The organism is Nostoc sp. DedSLP03 (genome assembly GCF_034530815.1).
Classification (GTDB): domain Bacteria; phylum Cyanobacteriota; class Cyanobacteriia; order Cyanobacteriales; family Nostocaceae; genus Nostoc.
The window spans coordinates 75,748-99,479 of the sequence record NZ_JAVRCK010000018.1; the positions used below are offsets into that span (position 1 = coordinate 75,748).

Here is a 23,732-nt window from a genome sequence, read left to right on the forward strand (position 1 = left end):
GTGGAGGGAAAACTTAATATGCAGCTTTATCTGGATTTTTCTGCTGGCTATGAGCGCTGTATGTATTATCAGACATTGCTCACAGGAGGTGAAAAAAGATTTGGCAAGCAAGCGTCGACTCTATAACACTAAAACTGACAATGAAAGCAATTACCCTGCACCAACGCAAACGGTAATCGGCACAAGCAATTGAGACGAATTACTGTGAGTAAACGCTCCTACACTCAGCAGTCATGTAGCCAAACAGCCCTATTGGTCGAAATGCTCTGCTCTTACCTGACTCAGAAAAATCCTTACCTGATCAGATTATTCTTTATCCGACTGCCGTTGCAGCAGGAAAGCGGTGCATGAAATCCCAAGCAAACAGTAAGCCTAAAATTTTGGTTGTCGATGATGAACCAGACAACCTTGACTTGCTTTACCGCACTTTTTATCGTGATTATAAGGTGCTAAGGGCAACCTCTGGCCCTGCGGCCCTCGATCTGCTGGCTCAAGAGGGAGAGATCGCGGTGATCATCTCCGATCAGCGGATGCCAATGATGAGCGGTACAGAATTTTTGAGCCTGACAGCAACTCAATATCCAGATATTATTCGGATAATTTTAACTGGCTACACCGATGTCGAAGACTTGGTGGAAGCAATCAACGCTGGTAAGGTATTTAAATATGTCACTAAACCGTGGGAGGCGGAGGAACTCAAAGCAGTGGTACGCCAAGCTTTGGATACCCACAATGTCCTCAAAGCTAGAACCCGCGAACTTACCCGCACACTCCGTCAAGAATCGCTGCTGAACACTGTTACCAATACGATTCGCAGTGCTTTAGACTACAGACAAATTTTGCAAGCAATTGTAGATACAGTGGGTGAAATGTTGGAGGTGGATGTTTGTCTGCTACGTCCCTTCCAAGATGAGCAGTTGGCGGATAAAGGGTTTATTTATCAGAAGCCGCTTTCTGAAGAGGCAGAGGTGCAGGAGAGCAAAGGGGAAGTGGCAGTAAGTCTTTCCCCTCTGCCCGCTATATCCTCTGCAACTCCTCTGCCTCTTTTGGCTCAGACAGTGTGGGAAACCCGCGAAGTTCAAGTGATTCACGATGTGATTGATGATGAGCGCATTCACGGTAACACTCCCGAACTGCGTGAGCGGGGGCAAGCTTTTGCTGCTGCTAAGATTTGTTCTAGTTTAGTTGTGCCATTGATCTGCCAACAAGAACTGATGGCAGTGCTAGCACTGCACCAGTGTTCTGTTCCTCGCTTCTGGAGCGATGATGAGGTGCAGTTAGTTTTGATGGTAGCAGATCAGGCAGCCTTGGCTTTGTCTCAAGCTTATGCTTACGAACAAGTACGTGCCCTTGCCAAGCGAGAGAGCTTGATTAATACAATTACTAGCGCGATTCGCTCTAGCTTAGATCCTCAAGATATTTTTGCGGCTATTACGCAACAATTGGGACAAGCTTTACAAGTTGATGGGTGCGTCTTGTCTTTGTGGACAGAGGAAGATAAGTTTGTTGAATGTGTGGGCTTGTATGATAGTTTTCAACATCTAGAAAATTTCAGAGCGCCAGCCCCAGATAATAATTCAAGTAGCAATCATCACTTATCAAACCAGAGATTACCCTATTCTCAAGCATCGATTCAGGAAAATCCCATTCTCCAACAAATGCTACAGACACATGAACCTGTGGTAATTGCTAATGTAAGCCATTCTCCTTCAGATGTGTGGGGTCTTGATTTACCTTTAAAAATGCCAGCGCGATCGCTAATGTTTGTGCCATTATTGGCTGATGGTAAATGTATCGGTAGTATTACTTTGCACGAAGGCAAAAAAATACGCCAATGGTTGCCATCTGATATCGATTTGGCGAAAGCAGTAGCAGCGCAAGCCGCGATCGCTGTGCAGCAGTCACACTTATATCAAAAAACTCGCCAACAAGCTGAACGCTTACTGGAATTAGACAAACAAAAAACTGAATTTTTTCAAAATATTTCCCATGAGTTCCGCACACCGATTACCTTGATTCAAGGGCCTTTAGAGTCGGCAGTAGCGGCTGGTGAGGGATTATCTTACTCTCAAAGTGCGATCGCCCTGCGTAACTCCCGCCGCCTCCTGCGACTGGTAAATCAACTCCTGGATTTACAACGCCTGAATGCTGGGAGAATGCAGCCTAGCTTCCATCCCTGCGATTTGGTCGAATTTGTCAGCCAAATAGTGGAATCTTTTCGTCCCTATTGTGAGAAAAAGAGACTGCATCTCGTCACCCAATTAGATGAATGTTCGACGGTGTACTTGGACATGGAAAAATTTGACAAGGTGGTTTATAACCTCTTGTCAAATGCCATGAAGTTTACTCCCGAAGGTGGCACGATCGGTGTCAGGCTAAAATCTGAGCGCGATCGCTGCATATTACAAGTGCAAGATACTGGAATTGGTATTGTTAAAGAACAAATTCCCCACCTATTTGAGCGCTTTCGCCAAGCTGAAGGTTCAGCAAACCGCTCCTATGAAGGCAGTGGTTTGGGTTTAGCTTTAGTTAAAGAATTAGTAGAATTACATGGTGGTCAAGTCACTGTGGAATCAGTTTATGGTGAAGGTACTACTTTTAGTTTATGGCTGGTGACTGGAAATGCTCATTTACACGCACAGCAAGTACTAGAAACGCCTACCGAACTGAATACAAACCGCGCTAGCGTAGAATTAGCTGATTTAGAACTAGTAGAGTCAACAACAGACAATATTGAAGATATTACAATAAACCTCTCCCCCAGTGTTGATACTCAAGACTCAGCACATAAGACTCAGCACTCAATTTTAGTTGTAGATGACAACCCTGATTTGCGAACCTATGTATCTGAAATTTTCCGCCGTAATGGCTATCATGTACAGACAGCTCGTAACGGTCATGAAGGGCACAGTCGAGCGAAGGAAATTCTACCCAGCTTGATTGTGACTGACTTAATGATGCCATTAGTGAGCGGACTTGAGATGATTCAGATGATCCGCAATGAGGAGACGTTGAAAGGAACACCAATCATTCTGCTGACAGCGAAAGTAGATGAAGAAACCCGCATCGAAGGTACAGAACATGGCGCGGACGCTTATTTAGCAAAACCATTCAACGATCGGGAACTTTTGGCGGAAGTTCGCAATCTTCTAGCGTTGAAAGAAAATGAACGGCGAATTGTGGAGTTAAATACTTATCTAACAGAATCGGTGCTAAAGCGCTTTTTGCCTGCTGTATTGGTGCAAAAAGCCGCAACCGGAGATTTAACGTTAGATTTACGCCCAGAACCACGCTTAATTACAGTTTTGTTTAGCGACATTGTGGGTTTTACACAGCTAGCAAATACTCTCAGATCCCGACGAGTTGCAGAGCTGCTAAATGAATATTTAGAAGCAATGACCAAAGTTGTCTTTAGCAATGGCGGCACTGTAGATAAATTTATGGGAGATGCTATCTTAGCTTTATATGGAGCGCCGGAAGAACTAACCCCGAACGAACAAGTGCGTCGTGCTATTAATACAGCAAGAGCAATGCACCACTCACTGGCTGACTTGAACCAGCGCTGGCGAGAGCAAGGTGTATTCGATAGCGACAAACTTACTAGTGTACAGTTCCGGTGTGGTATTCACCAAGGTACTGCTGTTGTGGGGATGTTTGGTAGCGCTGAACGCGCCGATTATACTGCTATTGGCCCAAGTGTCAATATTGCCGCAAGGTTGCAAGCTGCCGCTGTTCCCGGTACGATTCTGGTTTCTGCTGCCGTAGCAGATTATTTGCAAGAAGGAGAAATTACTAAAGGGAGTCCGCTAGAACTTAAAGGAGTAGATGAAACAGTTTTGACTTTTGCTGTTTCACCAGAGGTAATGGTTAATCGCTAAAATTTAGACTGGTATTTTAAAGCATTACCAATGAGTAAAAGTGCATAATCATATCCAGTTTATATAATATGACACCATCGGTTGCAGACAAAACTCCAATTCCAGCCAAGGTCTGGAGACGACACACCGATCCACCAGGTTTGTGGATTTTTGTCGTTGTCAGTTCAGTCTCTCTGCACTTGCTGGTGTTCTGGCTGATGCGCTCATCTAATGCATTTAGTCTGTGGTTTCCCCAGCAAAATCAATCTGCTGTTCCCGTTGAATTGATAGAAATTGCTCCTAAAACAACATCAATAAAATCAAAATCAACAGCCAAAATAGTTTCGTCAAAGCCACTATCCTCTAGTCAAAAGTCTGTACCAGCACGTTCATCACAAACAGCACGAACTGCGCCTAAAAATGAAGATATTGGCGCAATAAATGCTTCTGAAAATCTCCAGAAAAAGAGCCGAATTTACGCCTCTCAACCTAATAGGGAACCTTCTAGACAGCAGATAGTCCCCACGCCAACACCGAAACCTATAGCTAAAGCCACACCGAAACCTATAGCTAAAGCCACACCGACACCTATAGCTAAAGCCACGCCGACACCTATAGCTAAAGCCACACCGACGCCGACACCTATAGCTAAAGCCACACCGACACCGACACCTATAGCTAAAGCCACGCCGACACCTACATTTCCAGTCGGTAATTTACCTTGGAAGCGTCGTCAAGAAATTAAACTGGGAAAGGGAACGCAACTACCAACAGGTATTCCATCAAATCGACCAGTTTTAGAACCTGAAAATAGAGAAACTCCAGCGCCTTCGACTAGAGAAACTCCAGCGCCTTCCACTAGAGAAACTCCAGCAACTTCGACTGGAGAAACTCCAGCGCCTTCCACTAGAGAAACTCCAGCAACTTCGACTGGAGGAGCATCGGTAGCAATAGTAGCTCCCTTATCTAGAAATGAAGTGATTAGCTTGATACAATCAAAAGGATTCCGACAAGATGCTTTACCCGATGTTATCGCTTTATACAAGGGAAGCAACACAAAACAATTAGACCCAAGTTTTCTTGTCCCCAATTCGGAACTCGAACCAGCACAACTTTTGGCTAGCTTGATAATCGATCAGAATGGCAACTTTCAACAGGCTGTAGTTCTAGAAATAGAACCAGCAAAACTGCAAAGTGAAAAAAGTACATACGAGCAAGTCTTGAGGGAAGTTTTCAAAACAGAAAACTTTCTTGCTGCCCACAATAACGATGGCACAAAACCAGAATTGAGCAATTTGTATGTCAGGATCAAAATGCAACCCGCAAATTCCAACTAAATGCTTGAATTTTTACAAAAACTGTGTTAGACTTATAAAGTTGGAAAATTGCGGGCGTAGTTTAGTGGTAAAACTATAGCCTTCCAAGCTATTAATGCGGGTTCGATTCCCGCCGCCCGCTTAGAAAAAACTCTTAAATACACGAGTGCAAAAACCTAAGTCTAAATCTTAGTAAAATAATTAGTTAAACAGCAATTCACAGTTTTTTGCAGCGTACAGAAATAGCTTGAAACTGAGAATAGCCAAATTCTAGGATGAGGAATAAGCAACACTTTCTTCAACAACATCCGCACTCTGGCTATCTCTTTGTTGTTTTATAGTTGACAAGACTCTGGAAAACGCCCAAGAAGTTTTGATTTTTTGAATTTTATAATTGCTGCTAATTAAGATTTTCTAGGCGAATGCGTGGGTCGGCTGCTTTGAGCATCAAGTCGGCGATTAAATTGCCAACAATCAGAAGTACTGCGCCCATAACCAAGCTTGCCATTAATAAATATAAATCTTGAGCTTGTAAAGCCTGTAAAGCCAATCTCCCTAAACCAGGCCAGTTGAAGAAAAATTCGGCGATGAAGGCACCATTTAATAAACCAGCTAATTCAAAACCTAATAAAGTAATTAAGGGATTTATAGCGTTGCGGAGTGCATGAACATAGATGACGCGGTTTTCTGGTAAACCTTTGGCACGAGCCGTTTGGATGTAATCTTGACGCAGGACATCTAATAGTTCGCCGCGAGTGATGCGTTGCAAACCCGCAAAACTAGTAATTGAGAGTGCGATGGTGGGTAAAATCATGTGCCAGCCGATATCTAAGATTCTGCCAAACCACGACAGTTCTGAGTGATTGATGCTAGTCATGCTACCCACTGGAAAAAATGGTGAGGTGATTTGAGCTAAAACCAGCAGCGCTAAGGCAGTGATGAAACTAGGAAAGCCTTGTCCTGCGTAACTAATCACTTGTAAAATCCGGTCTGCTGGCCTATTTTGTTTGACAGCGGCAAAGATCCCTAGAGGGATGGCGATCGCCCATGTAACAATTAAAGATGCGATCGCTAATAGCAAAGTCGCTGGTACTCGTTCCCACAACAGCGATGCCACTGAACGTTGATAAATAAAACTCGTGCCAAAATCCCCTTTGGTCAAGATTCGCCATAGCCACAGCCCAAACTGCTCTGGCCAAGACTTATCTAGACCAAACTGCCGTTTGATTTCCTCAATTCTTTCAGGAGATATCTTCGGATTTTGCCGCAGCGTATCTACATAATCACCGGGAGCGAGTTGAATGATGAAAAACGACAACGCTGACGCCAACAACAAAGTTAGCAGTGCCTGCAATAGTCGCTTTGCCACATAAACAAAAGTTTCGCTCGTGACTAGCCTGATTAGCCAATCCCGACCTGTCTCCAAGGAAATTTTCGTAGATGTCATTTATATTTTGTCCTTTGTCTTTTGTCTTTTGTCATTTGTCATTTGTCCTTTGTCCTTCGTCATTTGTCTGTTGTTTTTCTATTGACTAATGACTAATGACCAATGACTAATGACTAATATTCAATTAAAGAGATAATCGGCACGTCCGGTAAATGTGTACGCCCTTGTAAATCCCGTAGCTCGATAATAAACCCAAATCCTACTAGTTCGCAGCCAATTTTCTGCACCAATTTAGCTGTGGCACTCGCTGTCCCACCTGTGGCAATCAAGTCGTCGACAATCAAAACTCGGCTACCTTGGTGTAAAGCGTCTTGATGCACTTCTAGGCAATCTGTACCATACTCTAGTTGATATTCAATTGAGTGAACGGCTGCTGGTAACTTCCCTTTTTTGCGGATGGGAATAAAACCAGCTCCTAATTTATAAGCTAGAGGCGAACCAAAAATGAATCCTCTCGACTCCATACCAATGACATAATCAACAGTTATTCCAGCTTCATCGCATTTTTGTGCTAAAAAGTCAATAGTGTAGCGCAGTCCCTCTGGGTCGCGCAGTAACGTAGTAATATCCCGAAATAAAATTCCGGGTTTCGGGAAATCTGGAATGTTACGAACGAGAGACTTTAAATCCATAAAATAGGGATTAGGGAATGGGGCATGGGGGATGGGGCATGGGGCATGGAGAGTGGGTAAGTGAGGGAGCAAGGGAAGCAGGGGAAGAAGAACTATTGATTATTGACAAATGCCCAATGTTCAATGCCCCTCAAGAATACTGAGTTCCGAGTTTCGAGTGCTGAGTGGGGGAGAGGGGAGAATAACTCTTAACTTTTAACTCTGAACTCAGCACTTAGCACTCAACACTGTTTTGCCCAATGCCCAATGCCCAATTTCAGATACCTGAAAAATCGTACACTATAATGTCATACGCTGGGGGTCAAGTGGGGATAAAAGCTGAAGCTTCGCTCTTCATTGACGATAATTAGAATCTAAACCAAGCTATAAAAGGTATTTCACTAAGAAATGAGGTGAATTTAGTTATGTTTTAAAATTTTGATTTCAATATAGGGAAAACTTTGAGTAGAAAGAGTTAAGTAATGTATATATCAGGTAGTCATGCTACTGCCACAAGTCTAAGGCTCAAGTCTTGGCTACCGATCTTAAATTTGTTTTATCTAGTCTGTTGGAACCGCACAAGGTATTTATAGAATGAATGTTTCAGCAAGTTTAACGCCGTTCAACAGTCCAACCCAAGACTCACTGCCGATGATTCTGGACACTTTACCAGATCCTGCGATCGCTTCCAAAACGTGTCCTCGGAGAACCAGGCTGCAAATTGACCTGATTTTACTGGCAATTGAAGCTTTAGAGCTTGGTGGTTCGGAAGCAATCCTGGCTTTTGCTCAAGAGTTGGATCTTAAAGGAATTGTTAAAGACAGGGTGAATTTATGGCGGATGCGTAGCTCTAACCCGCTACGAAGAGCGCACATACGCCGTCCTTTAACTATTATGGAAGCAAAAGCTTTGGTGGTCATTGCTTGCTATATAGCACGGCGTTTAACTGTTGTCATCCGTCAGTTATTAATGATATGTCAACAAATGGAAGAAAAACAGATTCCATTAGAACAGAATTTGCGGCTATCTAATTATTTAGAGCGGTTTAGAGCGCATTTTAAAAGCCGGATGAATGCTCGACGTTCTGGTGTACTAGCATTAACTTCTGATGAAAAATTAGATGCGCTAGCAATAAATTTGTTAGGACAATTACTATTTTGTACTGGTACTGCTGGAATGCAGCGGTTCTGGATTAGTCTTTTTGACGGTGAAGTGGAATGAATATTCAACGTAAATACAGTCTACCTAATTGTACTCTTCTTTTAGAAGGGTTAAGTGATGTCACTAGGGCTGCACAGTTTCAGGAAATGCGCCCAGAATTATCAATATTGGTAAATGCAGAATGCTATTTATCTGGTTACAATCAACCTTTAACGGGAGGGCGAGAATTTTTTGAAAGTTTGGTGAGGGCTGTTAGTGGTTATGCTCAAGAATTTCTGAGTACTGTACCCAATCCGCAAGCACACAACCAGGAATCGGAGCTAGTAGAGTTTCAAAAAATTGACGGCACCCGCCACAGGTTAATCATACATTCAGAGAATGCTCCAGAGGGGTTCGATCGCTCTAATAATTCTAAACGTCCGCCGATTGAAATAGATTTGAATACGGTACAGTTGTTTGATTTAGTAGAAGCAGTGGATCAATTTTTTGCTGATACTCAGACTTTGCCAGAATTATCCTTAGAACTACAACCAGTTACTAGACGCTATGGCGGTGCTAGTCAGGCTGTAATTAGGCAGGCTGTTCCTGCGGCTATAGGAGTATCAAGTTTAGCAGTAGCAGCGATCGCATTTAACTTGATTCCACCTCCCCAAATTCGTCCACCGCAGCCTAAGCCAGATGAACAATCTAGCTCTACAACAAACAACCTTAATCCTCCAGCATCAGCAGCTGCAACACCGATCGAGGCTGCAACACCAACGACACCACCCACAGCCAATGAAAAGCCAGTAGTTAAAGATTTAGAAGCACTTTTAAATACAGTTCCAGAAATTACCGATCCATCCCAGTTGCGTGCATTGAATCGTCAAGTGTATAACCAAGTTCATCCAGCTTGGACTAAGCGTTCAGGATTGCAACAGGATTTGATCTATCGTTTGGGTGTAGCTGCGGATGGAGCGATCGTTGGTTATAAAGCGGTGAATAAAGAAGCCAATCAAGAAGTCGGGCAAACTCCTCTGCCTAACCTACTTTATAATCCTGCCAACCGCGCTCCCATTTCTAATGAACCAATCGCCCAATTCCGAATAGTGTTTACTACAAATGGTGTGCTGCAAGTTAGCCCTTGGCGAGGATATGCTAAAACACCAGAGGTAGTCGGTGCAAAAATTACTGACTCTAATATCACTAAAGGTTTAAATCAAAAGCTTTATAATACAGTTCGTCAAAACTGGAATGGCACTCCTACCTTTACGCGAGATTTAAAATATCGAGTAGCAGTCAACAAAGATGGTGTAATTGCTGACTACGAACCACTCAATCAAGTCGCCTTTGATTATTTCCGAGAAACACCTCTTCCTAAGATGTTTAACGACATTTATGGTTCTAATGTAGCTGCTCCCAATAACAAAGAACCTCTAGCCCATTTCCAAGTGATATTCAAGCCTAACGGCAAGCTGGAAGTCACTCCTTGGAAGGGATATCAGTAATTGGGCATTGGGCATGGAATATGGGGCATTGGGCATTGGGCATTGATAATTGGGAACTATTGATCGATAAATGCTCGATGGACTTTTGTGAGAAGACCTGATTTTGAGGACTTAGAAGTTTATCAACTTGCTGAAAAGTTAGCTAATGAAATTTGGCGTATTGCTAAAGGATGGGACAATTTTACTAAAGATACATTGGGCAAACAAATTGTTCGGTCTGCTGATAGTATTTGTGCGAACATCGCAGAAGGTAGAGGCAGGTACAATGACCAAGACAATCGACGTTTTGTCAAGATTGCGAGAGGGTCTTTGTATGAAACTATCAGTTGGTTGAGGTTAGCCTACGCCAGACAGTTATTGACAAATGAACAGGTAAGTAAATTTAAACCAATTCTTGATGAACTATTACCCAAGCTCAATGCTTATCTAAAATCCATAGGGAATAGAGAATAGGGCATGGAGAATAAGGAATTCCAACTTAATTCTCTACCCAATGCCCCATGCCCCATGCCCAATGCCCAATGCCCAATTACCTTGTAATTCTCCGCATATAATTCCCCCATAATTGAGCTGCTTGAGCACTGCTGCCAGATGTCGGGGAATTATTGTCGTTTCCCAGCCAAACGCCAGTTACAAGTCGCTGACTGGGGATAAAACCAATAAACCACAAGTCAACGTTTTTATCAGTCGTGCCAGTTTTACCAGCTTCCCCTAGTCCAATGGCAGCACTACGACCAGTACCTCTTGCGATTACACCGCGCATCAAACTAGTCATTTCATCGGCGACATCATTTTTCAACACTCGTTTGTTGGCACCTGGATCTTGGTCGAAGGAGTAGATTACACGACAGGTTTTGATATCATTGCGATCGCTGCAATCACCACTGTCTAAAATTCGGCTAATAGCATGGGGAGGATTTAACACACCGCGATTGCCAATAGCGCCAAAAGCACCAGTCATTTCCAAAACATTGACTACGCTTTGACCCAATACCAAGCCAGGAACCGGATCGAGGTTTGATTTTATCCCCAAACGCTGCGCCATTGCCACGACTTTATCCAGCCCGACTTGTCTGGCAACTCGCAAGGCGATGGGATTCTCTGAAAGCGCCAGTCCGGTGGCAATATCTAAACTAGTGTCAGCACCAGCACGACAGGGTTTATAAGTAAAGCCTTGCCAAGTTAAAGGGGCGCAGGAATAACTGTTGGATGGCGAAATTCCCTGTTGAATAGCGGCGGTGTAAGCAAAAATTTTAAAGGTAGAACCTGGTTGTCTTTTGGCTTGAACAGCACGATTGAACTGACTTTTTTTGTAATCAGTCCCGCCTACCATTGCCAGGATACTGCCTGTACTAGAGTCAAGAGTGACTAATGCTCCTTGAGAAAAATTAAAACTTCTACCAGAGTTGTTCACCGAATTATTCAACGCTGCTTCTGCTTGTCTCTGTATGGCTGGATCGAGCTTGGTTTCAATGATATAGTTTCCCTCTCTTGCAGCTCCTTCCCCCAAAATTGATTCGAGTTCAGAGAAAACGTAACTGTAAAAATAAGGTGCGATCGTTTTAGCTTGCTGTTCGCAGACTTTAGGACTAATTTGAACAGTGGAACGTCTAGCTCGGTTTGCATCCTCTGCTTTAATTTTGCCCATCTCCAGCAACCGCTTAATTACGCGATTTCGGTATTCAGCTGCTTCTAGCTTATTTGGCCCATCCCCACAAAAATCGAAGGCGTTGGGTGCTGGTAAAATTCCTACCAATGTTGCTGCTTCTGCCAAAGTTAATTCTTTAGCCGACTTTTCAAAGTAATATCGGGCTGCATCCTCAAAGCCAGAGGTATCTCCTCCCAAAAAAACCCGATTTAAGTACATCAGCAAAATATCATCTTTGCTGTAAAATGTTTCGAGTTTTAGGGCGACAACTGCCTCCCGCAATTTCCGGCCAAGGGTATCTTGTCTACCTACATACTCGCGGAACAAACTGCGGGCAACTTGCTGGGTGACAGTGCTGGCTCCTTGTTGCACATCTCCGGTGCGGCTATTAATCAACACAGCTCGTAAAATCCCCAGAGGATCAACCCCAAAGTGCCAGTAATAACGACTATCTTCTGAAGCCACTACCGCAGCAGGCAAATAAGGGCCAAATTCCTCTAATCGCTTCATGTCTACATGAGAGATTGTCCGAGGTTCTCTCAGAGGAGTGGCTCCATCACGGGCGTAAACAACTACTGGGGCGCGTGTCGCTGTCGGTAGAGGTTTGACTTTAAATTTTAGCCATTCGACGCCAATCACTAATGTTAACAGGGCAGTGACGCCACCGACACCATAAGCTGTCCAAGTTGCAGCTTTGACATACCATGCTGGTGGATCGACATATTGCAAGCGTACAGAAGCGGCGAGTTCTGGGGGTCCTAGAGTCAGAATATCGCCGTGACGCAGTTCTAGAGAACTAACACGACGTTTGCCACGATAAATGCCATTGGTGGAGTTTTCGTCTTTGATCGTGAAAACTGGTGTGCGCTGACTAGAATTCCGCGATAATGAGAGGTGAATTTGGCTGACAACAGGGTTACGGATAACAATATCGCTGGATTTCGAGCTACGTCCAAGAATATAGCGATCGCCCAACAGTGGATATACTTCTGCTTTATCCGCCCCCGCATCCTGCACCCAAAGTTCTGGTACTTTGGCATTAGGCTTGAGCGCCAATTTTGAAAAATCGACCCTAGCTTGAATCGTATGTACTGCTTGAGTCAGTTGACCTAGTAACGTTTGTGGCTTGTGAGGGGGTTGGGGAGAACTCATCGGCTATTCACATCACAGTTTTTAATGAAGAATCGGGCGAATTACAATCAATTTTAGATGTTAGTCTTTCATCATTTTACTCATAAGCCAAAGCATAAATTAGCTATACGTAACTTTTTGAGCTAATTTATACTTTAATTTATGTTAAAGCTAAACTAAAATTGTAACTTTAATCACTTTTTTCTATAAAAATATTTTTGTATATTATTTTCAAAAGCTTATATAAGCTAGTATCAATAGTTCACTAACTACAGATATACTTTTTACTTTTGTCTTTTTAAACACTAGTTGCCAATAAATAACTGATTTAATTTTTACCAATTTTACATATCCACATATTCTGAAACAAACCTAAATATCTTCATTTAGGAGGATTTTCTAAATCTTGGTTATCTGCTTTAATGGGCCGAGTGTTCTGTTGAGGTTAATTTGAGAAATGATGGGAAAATCTCTGAGCTTGATTGGTACAGCTTTATCTTTGGCACTTACCACTAATATTGCTGTAGCCGAATCCAGTAAATCCCCCATAGCCCAATCTAGTACCGACTCCACTAGTGCACCAGCGGAAATCAAGCTGTCACCAGAAGGTAAGAAAATTCTGTGCGAGAATTTTCCACTTAATTCACGTTGTCCCGGCGGCACAGCACTCACCCCTAGCGCTCCTGGTAGTACTACAGTACCAGCAGAAACAACACCAGCAGAAACAACAACGCCTGATAGCACCACCACTCCTGACAGCACAACTGCACCAGGAAGCACTCCTTCTGGATCTGGTACTCCCGAAACCACTCCAGCACCAGGAAGCACAACCCCATCGGCACCTGGCGCACCTAGCAACTTAACTCCACCACCAGGAAGCGTTACTCCAACCACTCCTGAAGGCGCACCTAGCAACTTAACTCCACCAGGAAGCTCAACCACTCCTGAAGGCGCACCTAGCAACTTAACTCCACCATCAGGAAGCCCAACCACTCCTGAAAGCGCACCTACTACTCCTGGCAGCACTACCGAACCAGGTAGCTCAACTACACCAGAACAACCTGGCACTCCTGGCACTCCTGGCAGCAGCCTCGAACCCGGTAGCTCTCCCAGTACTCCTGGCTCTAGTTCACCAAAAACTCCTACCACAGGTAACTAACTTTAAAGCTGGGGCATAATCTAAATAATGGTTTGCCATCAGCGATCGTCGGTGCATCTTTACGTGAACTTTTGCACCAGTTTGTATAACTGGTGTTAAGTGACAAATAAAAATTGATAAAAACCTTATAAGTAAAGTCTTCGCATATAAGACTGAGCAAGGGTTTTACTGAGTCAATAGCCTGGGATGAATCATCCCAGGCTTAATAGTTTAATGAGATCTGCCAGTTGAGGTCGGTGTTTTTTGCAAGGAAGCAATTAACAGGCAAACAATACCGATACTAATAAATGAATCTGCCACATTAAATACAGCAAAGTTAATCAGGCGAAAATCAAGAAAATCAACGACGTAGCCTAAAACAAAACGATCGATACCGTTGCCCATAGCTCCACCTAAAATCAAGCCATAGCCTAACTGATCCCACAAATTTAATGTTGGACCAATTAACGCCAATGCTATCAATACTAAACTCACTCCTAAAGATAGCCAGCGCAACCACTCTACTTTCCCACTCAACAGACTAAAAGCCGCACCAGTGTTAGTGACATACGTAAAGTGAAAGATACCAGGTAAGAGTGGTAGTGTCTGCCCCAAGCTAAAGCTTTGTACTACCCAGTACTTTGTTATTTGGTCTAAGAAAAAGGCAATGAAGGCAGCGATCCAGAAAAGACGATTTTTTAAATGCATGGCAAATTAGTCATTGGTCGTTGGTCGTTGGTCATTAGTCATTGGTCATTGGTCATGAGCTTTTGACAAATGACAAAGGACGAAAGGCAATGAACTAATAAAACATTAAGTGACGCAATATATATGCTATTACACTAACTGCACAGACCACGGTTAGTTGACCTGGTAGTGCAAACCAGGAATATCTGAGGATTGCTTGTATCAAGGTTAGATTTTCTGTGCCTTTCCACTGAAAAAAATAGCTAATAATTAAATAAGTAATACCGCATAGGTGGAGAGTTAATAAGCCACAGACACAACTAAAGGCAAGAGTTTCTAGTCGAGGTCTCGCTTTAAAAGCAACTAAGCCACAAATCCAAGCTCCAGGAATAAAACCTAGTAGATAGCCAAATTGAGACAACTTGACATAACCAATACCGCCGCCATCGGCAAATACTGGTAATAAGGTTAACCCCATGACTAAATAGGCAATTTGCGAGAGGGCACCCGCATTTTTGCCTCCTAAACAACCCACCAACAATACTGCGCCAATTTGAAAAGTGACACCTAAAGAAAAAGTCTGAATTCCGTGCTGACTCCAAGTCCAAGGAAAGGTGATGCCATAAACTTCTAAGAAGGTACCACCCATTGTCAGGAGTAAGCCAATCATAGACCATAGTAATTGATTGGAAGCAGCAAACATTTATCAGGCAACCAAGGAAAAGCAAAAGGGAAAATCAACAGCAACTAGTATATTCATTAATATTGAAATGAAATTTGTGCTGACATCTTAAGAACTAGCATATTTTCTTTTGCCTTTTTGGTATGTAATTTTTCAGTTTTACGAATTTCAGCTTAGGTGTCTATTGTCTAATTTTATTAACTGAGGCGTGTTCTGAATTCTGGTATTTATACTATTTTTTCAGATAATTGCCTAAATTGAGCTACAAAGTGCTTAATATTTATAGTGCTTATCAGTTGAGTCTAATACAGACCTAACAAGAACAGCCACTTCCCAAGGAAGTGAAATAAGATTCACAGCCTTTATCCTTTTAGGAGAGGTAGAAGTGTATTGGATACAAAGCAAAAGCGCTATTCCATACTCAAACTTTTTCACAACTGAGCCAAAAAAATTACTCTAATAATAAAGCTTTGTAAATGCGTACAATCTATTTAACCTAGTACTAAATGTAACTTATAAATTAAGTAAGAGTATAAAAATTATCAAGCAAAACAAAAAATAAGGGTTTGTTCTTCATCAAAAAAAAACAAGCATTTTTTGTTCTATTAACCTATTGTTAATCTTTATTGCTGTCCTTTAGGAGTATCTTAGAAACGCTCACCTGAAAAGTTACTAAAAAATTGATAGCGATGCTCTCACGTCTTAGTGCAATAAAAACTCATCGCCTCACAGGTTCAATTTCAGTGTTAGCACTGACAATCAGCCTAGCAGCTTGTGGCGGACAGCAAACACCAGATGGTACAGCCACCAAAGATACGCCTTCTGGCACTGCTACAGATACTACTGCTTCTAGCCCAGCTAAATTAGACCTTGGCGGAACCGTAAAATTAAGCGGGGCTGGTGCGTCTTTTCCGGCACCACTGTACGATACCTGGTTCACAGATTTAAACAAAAAATATCCCAATCTGCAAGTTGACTATGCATCAGTTGGTAGCGGTTCTGGAGTTGAACAATTTATCAAAGGCACTGTAGACTTTGGTGCCAGCGATGTTGCAATGAAGGATGAAGAAATCCAGAAAGTACCAGCAGATAGAGGTGTTATTTTACTACCTGTAACTGCTGGTAGCATCGTGCTGGCTTACAACTTGCCTGATGTTCCAGAACTTAAACTGCCACGAGCCGTTTACGCCGATATTCTACTAGGCAAAATCACGTCTTGGGATGATGCCCAAATTGCCAAGGCTAACCCAGGTGCAAAGCTTCCTAAAGAGGCAATCACAGTCGTTTATCGTTCTGATGGTAGTGGAACTACGGGTGTGTTCACAAAACACCTTAGCGCTATCAGCCCTGAGTGGAAGAGTAAAGTTGGTGAAGGCAAAACCGTCAACTGGCCTAAAGGAGTAGGTGCTAAAGGTAACGAGGGTGTTACTGCCCAAATCCAACAAACTCAAGGTTCCATTGGTTATGTCGAGTATGGCTATGCCAAACAAAATAGTCTCAAGTTTGCTGCTTTGGAAAATAAAGGCGGTAAGTTTGTTGTAGCTAGTGAAGAGTCCGCTTCTAAAACTCTCGAATCAGTACCTCTACCCGCAAATCTCCGCTCCTTCATTTCCGATCCCGAAGGGGCTGATTCCTATCCCATTGTCACTTACACCTGGATTTTGGCTTACAAGAAATACCCCAATGCGGCAAAAGCCAAGGCGATTGAAGCTGCGATCGAATACGCTTTAACTGATGGACAGAAGCAAGCTAGTGCATTAGGATATGTTCCTTTACCCTCAAATGTGATTACAAAAGTAGCTGCTGCTGCTGACCAAATCAGTCCAGAGTACAAAATTTCTGTTGCCAGTGGTAATAGCGCTAGCAAGTAAGCAAGCAATAAAACATGTCTATCCAGTAGTAACTTTGGACACAGAGTTACTATTGTATAAGTCAGTTTAAATAGATGATGAGGCGACAATTTTACTAATCTGGTTGCCTCCATATTTTTCTCTGATTTAATTCTGAAAGTCGGTATTCATGACTACAAATTCTCAAAATCTGTCATCAGCGATGAAAAATCGCTCTGACGCCGAAAAATCCCTAGATTTGGGTTTTATCTGGCTGACTAAAATTTTCGCTTTTGGGGTTGCTGGTACTTTATTATGGATTGGGTGGCAGGTTGCAATTGGTGCTTGGCCTGCTATTCAACAGTTTGGTGTCAGCTTTTTAGCCAATACCACTTGGAATCCAGTTAATGATAGCTATGGGGTGCTACCTCAAATTTATGGAACTCTCGTGAGTTCTTTTATTGGTCTGCTGATAGCAGTACCAATTGGTGTTGGTACTGCCATTGTCCTCAGCGAGGATTTTTTACCTGCAAAAGTGAAACTGGTACTGGTTTTTGCGGTAGAACTGCTCGCAGCTATTCCCAGCGTTGTCTATGGCGTGTGGGGTATTTTTGTTTTGGTGCCAATATTAACCAGCTTGGGAAAATGGCTCAATGGTTACTTTGGCTGGCTGCCATTTTTTAGCACTTCTCCTACAGGGCCAGGAATGTTGCCAGCGGGAGTCATATTAGCGATTATGACTTTGCCCATCATCACAGCTCTATCCCGCGATGCCTTGATTTCTGTACCCCCCAGCTTGCGCCAAGCCTCTATAGGGCTAGGAGCAACCCGCTGGGAAACGATTTTGCAAGTTCTTATCCCAGCAGCCTTTTCGGGCATAGTTAGTGCTGTAATGTTGGGACTTGGCCGCGCAATGGGAGAGACAATGGCTGTAACGATGTTAATTGGAAACTCCAACAACATCAGTCTCTCTTTGTTAGCACCAGCCAATACGATTTCTTCTCTATTGGCAAATCAATTTTCAGAAGCGAGTGGTTTGCAAGTTGCGGCTTTAATGTACGCGGCTTTAATTCTATTTTTTTTGACACTGGTAGTCAATATTCTGGCAGAGTTGATCGTTTTGAGAGTCAAGCGAATATAGCTTAGTTTTGAGTTAAATTATGACTTCTAATTTTCCAGAGCGCAGTTTAACTCGCTCTCCCACGTCTCAAAGGACACTGTTCAATACAGTGATGACTGTAGTCGCATTTATCTGCGGAGTATTGGCACTTTTACCTTTGCTAGCAGTGCTTTCTTACGTGATTATTAAAGGCTTTAGCAGTCTGAATCTGGCCGTGTTTGTGGAATTGCCACCCAAAGCTCTCCAAAAAGGAGGAGGCTTTGGTAATGCAATTTTAGGCACGCTACTGATGGTAGGAATTGCTGCCTTGATTAGTATCCCCTTTGGAGTTTTAGGGGCGATTTACATCACAGAATTTAGTTCGGCAAGAGTAGCTAGATGGGTGCGTTTTGCAGCTAATGTCCTTAGTGGAGTCCCCTCAATTATTGCTGGGGTATTTGCCTATGGGATTGTAGTTTTGACAATGGTAAAGTTGAATTTAGGATCGTATTCAGCTCTAGCTGGAGGGTTTGCACTGGCAATTTTGATGTTGCCCATTATTCTGCGAACTACTGATGAAGCGTTACAGTTAGTATCGCAAGATTTGCGACAAGCTTCTGTAGGGTTGGGAGCGACTAACTTTCAAACTGTAAGTCAAGTAGTCTTACCAGCAGCTTTACCAGCTATTGTAACTGGGGCAACGCTAGCGATCGCCAGAGCATCTGGAGAAACCGCACCTTTGCTATTTACTGCCCTATTTTCTAACTTTTGGCCAGATGGTTTATTCCAACCAACAGCTTCTCTAGCTGTTTTGGTTTACAAATACGCCATTTCTCCGTTTAAAAATTGGCAATCTCTAGCTTGGGCAGCATCTTTGATTTTGGTATTGATGGTTCTAATCACAAGTATCATCGCTCGCTGGGCAACTCGCAAAAAAGCTTAGTAAACAACCATCCACAGTGCATATCCCATCGCTTAAACTAACACTAGATTTAATTTATGGCTACTAATACTAGGACAGTGAATGACACTGATACCGTTTTACGCACTGAAAATCTCAACGTTTACTACGGCAAGTTTTTAGCCTTACAGAATATTTGGCTAGATATACCCAAAAATCAGGTTACTGCTTTTATCGGCCCTTCTGGTTGTGGTAAAAGTACATTGTTGCGATGCTATAATCGTCTCAATGACCTGATTGAGTCATTTCGGGCAGAAGGTAAAATACTTTTTTACGACAAAAATTTGTATGCATCAGATATCGACCCTGTAGAAGTGCGTCGGAGGATTGGGATGGTGTTTCAAAGACCAAACCCATTTCCCAAATCAATTTATGACAATATTACTTTTGGAGCCAAAATCAACGGCTATAAAGGTAATTTGGATGAATTGGTAGAAAGCAGTCTCAGAAAAGCAGCTTTGTGGGATGAAGTCAAAGATAAACTACAGCAAAGTGGCTCGTCTTTATCAGGTGGACAACAACAACGGTTATGTATTGCTCGTGCGATCGCAGTCCAACCTGAAATTATACTGATGGATGAACCTTGCTCTGCTCTTGACCCTATTTCCACCTTGCGTGTTGAAGAACTGATTCACGAACTTAAAGAGCAATATACTATTGTCATTGTCACCCATAACATGCAGCAAGCAGCGCGTGTTTCTGATAAAACAGCCTTTTTTAATGTTCGGACTTCAGAGACAGGAACCCGTAATGGCTATATGGTAGAGTATGATGCAACAGAAGTAATTTTCAACAATCCTCAGCAGGAAGATACCAGAGATTACGTCAGCGGCAAATTTGGATAAATAAATATTTCATATTACATTGTTGATATTAAAGCAATGAGGAATACTCGAAAATTAAAGTTGTGCGATATTCCTCTATGTTTTTTATTTGAAGGACTTTTTTCTCCCCAACAACTTCATCTCCATGTTGTCTGATGTCTATTACTTGGTGCGCTCAAAAACTGACGGGAATTATCTTATAGCTCGTCCTGATGCTGAAACATCGGGCTATTTATTGCTGTTTCAAGAAAACTTTGACGCCCTTAGCTATCTCAACGCGCACGCAGCAGAAGTGGCAAATCGCTTTGCTGTGGAATCTATTGCGCGTACACAGTTGGGAAATTTGCTCAAACGCTGGGGTTTTAGTGGTGTGGGGATTGTAACTGACCCGTTATTGCCCAAAGTTGAGTTTTTACAGCACAATTAACTAATTCGTAATTCGTAATTCGTAATTCGTAATTCGTAATTTTATATTAATTAAATACTTGTGCGATCGCACAAGTAAAATTAGGCAATATAGGTGAACTCAATTCATCACTATTGAATAACGTTGCAACTAACTTTAAACTTGCTTGTTCGCGTCGATATACTTCCACCTGTTGCTTGCGCCAATCTACAATCCAATATTCTCTAACACCTCGTGATGAGTAGAGCTTAAGTTTTAGTTCTCTGTCCCGCTTTTCATTTTCACTACCAGCAGATAGCACCTCCACAACCAATTCTGGCGCACCAGTCAAATGCCCCGCCTCGTCTAAAAGTAGGGGTAATCTCTCGTTGCTAGCCCAGACAACATCAGGAATAACATTATCATTGTCGCCAAAAATTATTCCTGGAGCCGTCACAACTTCTCCCAGACCAGTAGTTTGTGACCAGTTATCCAAAGAAGTGCTAATTCTGACACAAGTTTTTTGATGCTTCCAATGAGGCGCTCTAGTCACAAATAATTCCCCGTCAATAATTTCATAGCGATTTCCGTTATCTGGAAACAACTTTAAATCGGCGGTAGTCCAGCGCACTGTCTCAGATATCGGCTGGTTCATAAATCATCTCGGTTAGGGGATTTACCTATTTTAGCCTGGGTGGAAATGGGACATTAATTAGGAGCTAAGTATGGAGTCAATTTAAATTCCAAAAATATTGGGTGGAGTGATGCCTACGGCAGCAAGCTACGCCCCACCCAACTTAAAATAATCTAATCATTAAGTACTAATTCGCTACCTCAGCCACCTCAATGACTCGCCCTTCATAGTCCTTGACCAAAAAGTTCAGGGGTTTGTGGTTACGAATCTTCAATTTCAAACCGCGCATTTCGACTCGCATTAAAATCATTTCTAGACAGTCGTGGTCAAAACAAACGTGGCGTTGCTGATTTTTGCTACCTAAACTTGCACCAGTAATCACGTGTAGCTGGGTATTTTTCTTCAATTGATACCACAGCCCATCGTTGGCATTATTCATCATTTTACTAGACAAGCTCGGCCCAGTAGACATATATAACGGATCGATGCCAGTTGCGCCTATAGTTTGTTCGTAGTTGTAGTAGTAGTGCAATGGCACCTCTGCTGCTGGCAAATCTAGCAGTCCTTCATACAACTGTCGGGCAATCTCCAAATCTGACACCATTACAGTGTGTACTTTTGGGGCACTAGTGAGAAACATCCACATAGCACCAGCGTAAGCTGCTAGCAGCATCACCATAATGCCTTGGGTGGAGAACAGGCTATCTAAGGGCAGGGAAGGCAGAAAGGAGCCTAAAGTAAGGGGACTGAGCAAGAATGATACCACACTAACTACTATAACCATGAACAAATAAGGATTCTTTAAGAGAGTTGATTTTATGATTGTCGATTAAGACTAAAATTAAGTCCTTGTTTCTAGTTTATCAATACTCAACTAGTCTGAATCTCATCTACAAACTGAGCAACACCAAGATATTATGCGATTAACTAGGGGAGTGCAATTCCCAGAACTATTTTAACAATTATCAACTCCAAGACTTGTGCAAATTCCTCATTTTCCCGAAGCTAATCACCCACTGGTGAAGTCGCTGTTCCATCACAGTGACCATGAATTACTGACTCTGTTTCAGCGCTATCCAGATGCCGGAAAGTACTTTACGGTGATTTTTTGCCGTTATAGCCCCATAGTCTACACCTTAATTCGGCATTCGGCGCGATCGCCTGTGCAGGCAGATTATCTGTTTGCCCTTACGTGGCGACATATTTATTACGAACTCGGTGGACTCAAGTTAACTGACTCGGAATCAGGTGAGGAAGCTTTAACCATGCAGAATTGGTTAATTAATATGACAGCTTTCTGTATAAATGAGATTAAACTACCACCCACAGAAGCAATTCATTATTCTCTGCAAACGACTTCACCGCCGCTATGGTGCTATGTACAACAGGCATTAGACCAACTACCACCAATTTTACGATTAATTGTATTAATGGCTCAAACTTTCCACTGGAGTGAAACTAGAATCGCTGCTTATTTACAAGCTGAAGGAGAAGCGATCGCTCCTCATGAAGTAGCCAATTTTCTCCAGGAAGGCTATCGTATGCTAGAGGACAAATTGCCCACAGATATCCGTGCTATATACTTTGGAGAAGATTTAGCTCAATCATAACTTAAGTAGAAATGCGTATATTACTTGTCTTCAATTTTAAACTTAAAACTTTTTCTTAGACCTTCTACTTAAACCCGCAACTTTACGGGTAATTTTTATGAAACAACGGCTTGTATTTCCCTACCAAAAGGTAGGCTTAATTTGTGTAGGTGCGATTTCTAGTCCCCAGGTACTTTTACACAGCTTTTTATTGTTTGCTTTTTTGCTGAGTCCTGTAGCGGGTGCGGTTGATATTTCCGAACAACTCCATCGCCCTTTAAATAATTCCGTTGGGCGACAATCAAGAGATGAAGCAGACGGTTTGCTGCGTATTGGTCAACAAGAATACGCTTCAGGATATGCCGACAAAACAATTGCGTCTTGTTTGCGAGCATTAGAACTATATCATTCCATTGGCGACCTGAAAGCACAAGGTTTGACATACAATTTGCTTGCTAAGGCTTATGTGCAGCTTGGTAATTCAAAACAGGCAGAAGATGCTTTCAGAAGAGGATTAGCGATCGCTCGTGATACTCAAGACTTGCAATCTCAGATTTTTGTGCTGAATAATATCGGTACATTTCTGCTGCAAAAAGGCGAATTTGCTGCTGCTGGTGAAACAATTGAAGATGCACTCGCAATTGCTCGCGGCGTGAAAAATATTGAAGGTGAAGGACTGTCTTTGAGTAATTTAGGCTTGGTAAGTGCCAGGTTGGGAGATTATAACAAGGCGATTAAACTGTACGAAAATGCTTTAACTTTCCGTCGTCAGACTGGCGATGCCATCGGTGAAGCAAATACCTTGAATAATTTAGGAGATGCTTATTTAGCATCTGGAAATTATCAAGATACCATTGCTACTTATGGTGAAGCAATGCGGACAGCTAAAACCAACCGCGATCGCACTAATCAATTACGGGCAATTGATGGTTTAGTTACGGCTCACACTGCTGTCGGACGTTACGAACGCGCCTTTGACTTACTAGAACAACGTTTAGCACTCGCTAAAGAATTACAAAATTTACGCGAAGAATTAAAATCTTTTGAATCTTATGCTCAGTTATATAAGCAACAAGGTAACTACCTAACTGCCCGCAATTTTTACGAAAGGGCAATTATACTGGCGCGGACATTGCAAGACAGCAAGCAAGAAGTGCAATTGCGGGAGCAATTAACTAAAATGCTTCAGCGAAAGTAGCAGTCAATTTAACACTACAAGGGCGGTTGGAAACCGCGTCTACACAGG

Annotated in this window: 20 protein-coding genes and 1 tRNA gene; 13 read left to right on the forward strand and 8 right to left on the reverse strand. The window is 42.6% G+C overall.

The genetic code is table 11. From position 1 onward, the window contains the following. The first annotated feature begins 347 nt into the window (after positions 1-347). The 3 genes from RM368_RS11355 (at position 348) to RM368_RS11365 (ending at position 5,315) form a co-directional block, all read left to right on the forward strand. On the forward strand, positions 348-3,878 hold the full coding sequence (locus RM368_RS11355) for a response regulator (RefSeq protein WP_322694163.1): 3,531 nt from the start codon (positions 348-350) through the stop codon (positions 3,876-3,878). A 68-nt stretch (positions 3,879-3,946) separates the two neighbouring features. Next, positions 3,947-5,194 carry a hypothetical protein gene (locus RM368_RS11360; protein WP_322694164.1) on the forward strand — a complete coding sequence of 416 codons (1,248 nt, stop codon included), beginning with the start codon at positions 3,947-3,949 and terminating at the stop codon, positions 5,192-5,194. A 50-nt stretch (positions 5,195-5,244) separates the two neighbouring features. Beyond that, positions 5,245-5,315: transfer RNA gene (locus tag RM368_RS11365), tRNA-Gly, on the forward strand. 258 nt (positions 5,316-5,573) lie between these two features. Here the strand turns inward: RM368_RS11365 and RM368_RS11370 are convergent. Both RM368_RS11370 and RM368_RS11375 read right to left on the reverse strand, forming a co-directional pair. Continuing rightward, the gene (locus RM368_RS11370) at positions 5,574-6,620 is read right to left on the reverse strand and encodes an ABC transporter permease (protein WP_322675301.1); all 1,047 of its coding nucleotides are present in this window, start codon (positions 6,618-6,620) and stop codon (positions 5,574-5,576) included. 113 nt (positions 6,621-6,733) lie between these two features. Beyond that, a complete protein-coding gene (locus RM368_RS11375) occupies positions 6,734-7,252 on the reverse strand; it encodes an adenine phosphoribosyltransferase (protein WP_322694165.1) in 519 nt (172 codons plus the stop codon). 573 nt (positions 7,253-7,825) lie between these two features. Between RM368_RS11375 and RM368_RS11380 the strand changes: the two genes are divergently transcribed. The 3 genes from RM368_RS11380 (at position 7,826) to RM368_RS11390 (ending at position 10,332) form a co-directional block, all read left to right on the forward strand. Continuing rightward, complete coding sequence (locus RM368_RS11380) at positions 7,826-8,452, forward strand: DUF3038 domain-containing protein (RefSeq protein WP_322675299.1); 627 nt, start codon at positions 7,826-7,828, stop codon at positions 8,450-8,452. Further along, positions 8,449-9,879, forward strand: coding sequence for a DUF4335 domain-containing protein (locus RM368_RS11385; protein WP_322694166.1), 1,431 nt, complete (start codon positions 8,449-8,451; stop codon positions 9,877-9,879). Before RM368_RS11380 ends, RM368_RS11385 begins: the two co-directional genes overlap by 4 nt. An 87-nt stretch (positions 9,880-9,966) precedes the next feature. Then, positions 9,967-10,332 (forward strand): four helix bundle protein, encoded by a 366-nt coding sequence (locus RM368_RS11390; protein ID WP_322694167.1) that lies wholly within the window; start codon positions 9,967-9,969, stop codon positions 10,330-10,332. Positions 10,333-10,408: 76 nt separating this feature from the next. Here RM368_RS11390 and RM368_RS11395 read toward each other — a convergent pair whose 3' ends face one another. From RM368_RS11395 to RM368_RS11410, 4 genes are all read right to left on the reverse strand, one after another. Continuing rightward, positions 10,409-12,679 carry a transglycosylase domain-containing protein gene (locus RM368_RS11395; protein ID WP_322694168.1) on the reverse strand — a complete coding sequence of 757 codons (2,271 nt, stop codon included), beginning with the start codon at positions 12,677-12,679 and terminating at the stop codon, positions 10,409-10,411. A gap of 378 nt (positions 12,680-13,057) precedes the next feature. Next, a complete protein-coding gene (locus RM368_RS11400; RefSeq protein WP_322694169.1) occupies positions 13,058-13,807 on the reverse strand; it encodes a hypothetical protein in 750 nt (249 codons plus the stop codon). Positions 13,808-14,027: 220 nt separating this feature from the next. Next, positions 14,028-14,504 (reverse strand): signal peptidase II, encoded by a 477-nt coding sequence (gene lspA, locus RM368_RS11405; protein WP_289795760.1) that lies wholly within the window; start codon positions 14,502-14,504, stop codon positions 14,028-14,030. Between the two features lie 94 nt (positions 14,505-14,598). Then, positions 14,599-15,186, reverse strand: a complete 588-nt coding sequence (locus RM368_RS11410) for a biotin transporter BioY (RefSeq protein ID WP_322675294.1) — start codon at positions 15,184-15,186, stop codon at positions 14,599-14,601. Positions 15,187-15,854: 668 nt separating this feature from the next. On the opposite strand from RM368_RS11410, the gene pstS reads away from it, so the two are divergent. From pstS to RM368_RS11435, 5 genes are all read left to right on the forward strand, one after another. Beyond that, positions 15,855-17,036 carry a phosphate ABC transporter substrate-binding protein PstS gene (gene pstS, locus RM368_RS11415; RefSeq protein WP_322694170.1) on the forward strand — a complete coding sequence of 394 codons (1,182 nt, stop codon included), beginning with the start codon at positions 15,855-15,857 and terminating at the stop codon, positions 17,034-17,036. A gap of 148 nt (positions 17,037-17,184) precedes the next feature. Next, positions 17,185-18,135 (forward strand): phosphate ABC transporter permease subunit PstC, encoded by a 951-nt coding sequence (gene pstC / locus RM368_RS11420; RefSeq protein WP_322694171.1) that lies wholly within the window; start codon positions 17,185-17,187, stop codon positions 18,133-18,135. A 19-nt stretch (positions 18,136-18,154) separates the two neighbouring features. Further along, positions 18,155-19,036: a phosphate ABC transporter permease PstA gene (gene pstA / locus RM368_RS11425; RefSeq protein WP_292871905.1), complete on the forward strand. Its 882-nt coding sequence runs from the start codon at positions 18,155-18,157 to the stop codon at positions 19,034-19,036. A 56-nt stretch (positions 19,037-19,092) separates the two neighbouring features. Further along, positions 19,093-19,899, forward strand: a complete 807-nt coding sequence (gene pstB / locus RM368_RS11430; RefSeq protein ID WP_322694172.1) for a phosphate ABC transporter ATP-binding protein PstB — start codon at positions 19,093-19,095, stop codon at positions 19,897-19,899. Between the two features lie 124 nt (positions 19,900-20,023). Further along, positions 20,024-20,305, forward strand: coding sequence for a hypothetical protein (locus tag RM368_RS11435; protein WP_322694173.1), 282 nt, complete (start codon positions 20,024-20,026; stop codon positions 20,303-20,305). Between the two features lie 46 nt (positions 20,306-20,351). Here the strand turns inward: RM368_RS11435 and RM368_RS11440 are convergent, their stop codons facing one another. Next, positions 20,352-20,918 (reverse strand): Uma2 family endonuclease, encoded by a 567-nt coding sequence (locus RM368_RS11440; RefSeq protein WP_322694174.1) that lies wholly within the window; start codon positions 20,916-20,918, stop codon positions 20,352-20,354. 166 nt (positions 20,919-21,084) lie between these two features. Further along, positions 21,085-21,681, reverse strand: coding sequence for a glyoxalase-like domain protein (locus RM368_RS11445; RefSeq protein ID WP_322691325.1), 597 nt, complete (start codon positions 21,679-21,681; stop codon positions 21,085-21,087). Between the two features lie 196 nt (positions 21,682-21,877). On the opposite strand from RM368_RS11445, the gene RM368_RS11450 reads away from it, so the two are divergent. Together RM368_RS11450 and RM368_RS11455 are read left to right on the forward strand one after the other, a co-directional pair. Beyond that, positions 21,878-22,507, forward strand: coding sequence for a sigma-70 family RNA polymerase sigma factor (locus tag RM368_RS11450; RefSeq protein ID WP_322694175.1), 630 nt, complete (start codon positions 21,878-21,880; stop codon positions 22,505-22,507). Positions 22,508-22,604: 97 nt separating this feature from the next. Beyond that, positions 22,605-23,684 carry a tetratricopeptide repeat protein gene (locus RM368_RS11455; protein ID WP_322694176.1) on the forward strand — a complete coding sequence of 360 codons (1,080 nt, stop codon included), beginning with the start codon at positions 22,605-22,607 and terminating at the stop codon, positions 23,682-23,684. Positions 23,685-23,732 lie beyond the last annotated feature (48 nt).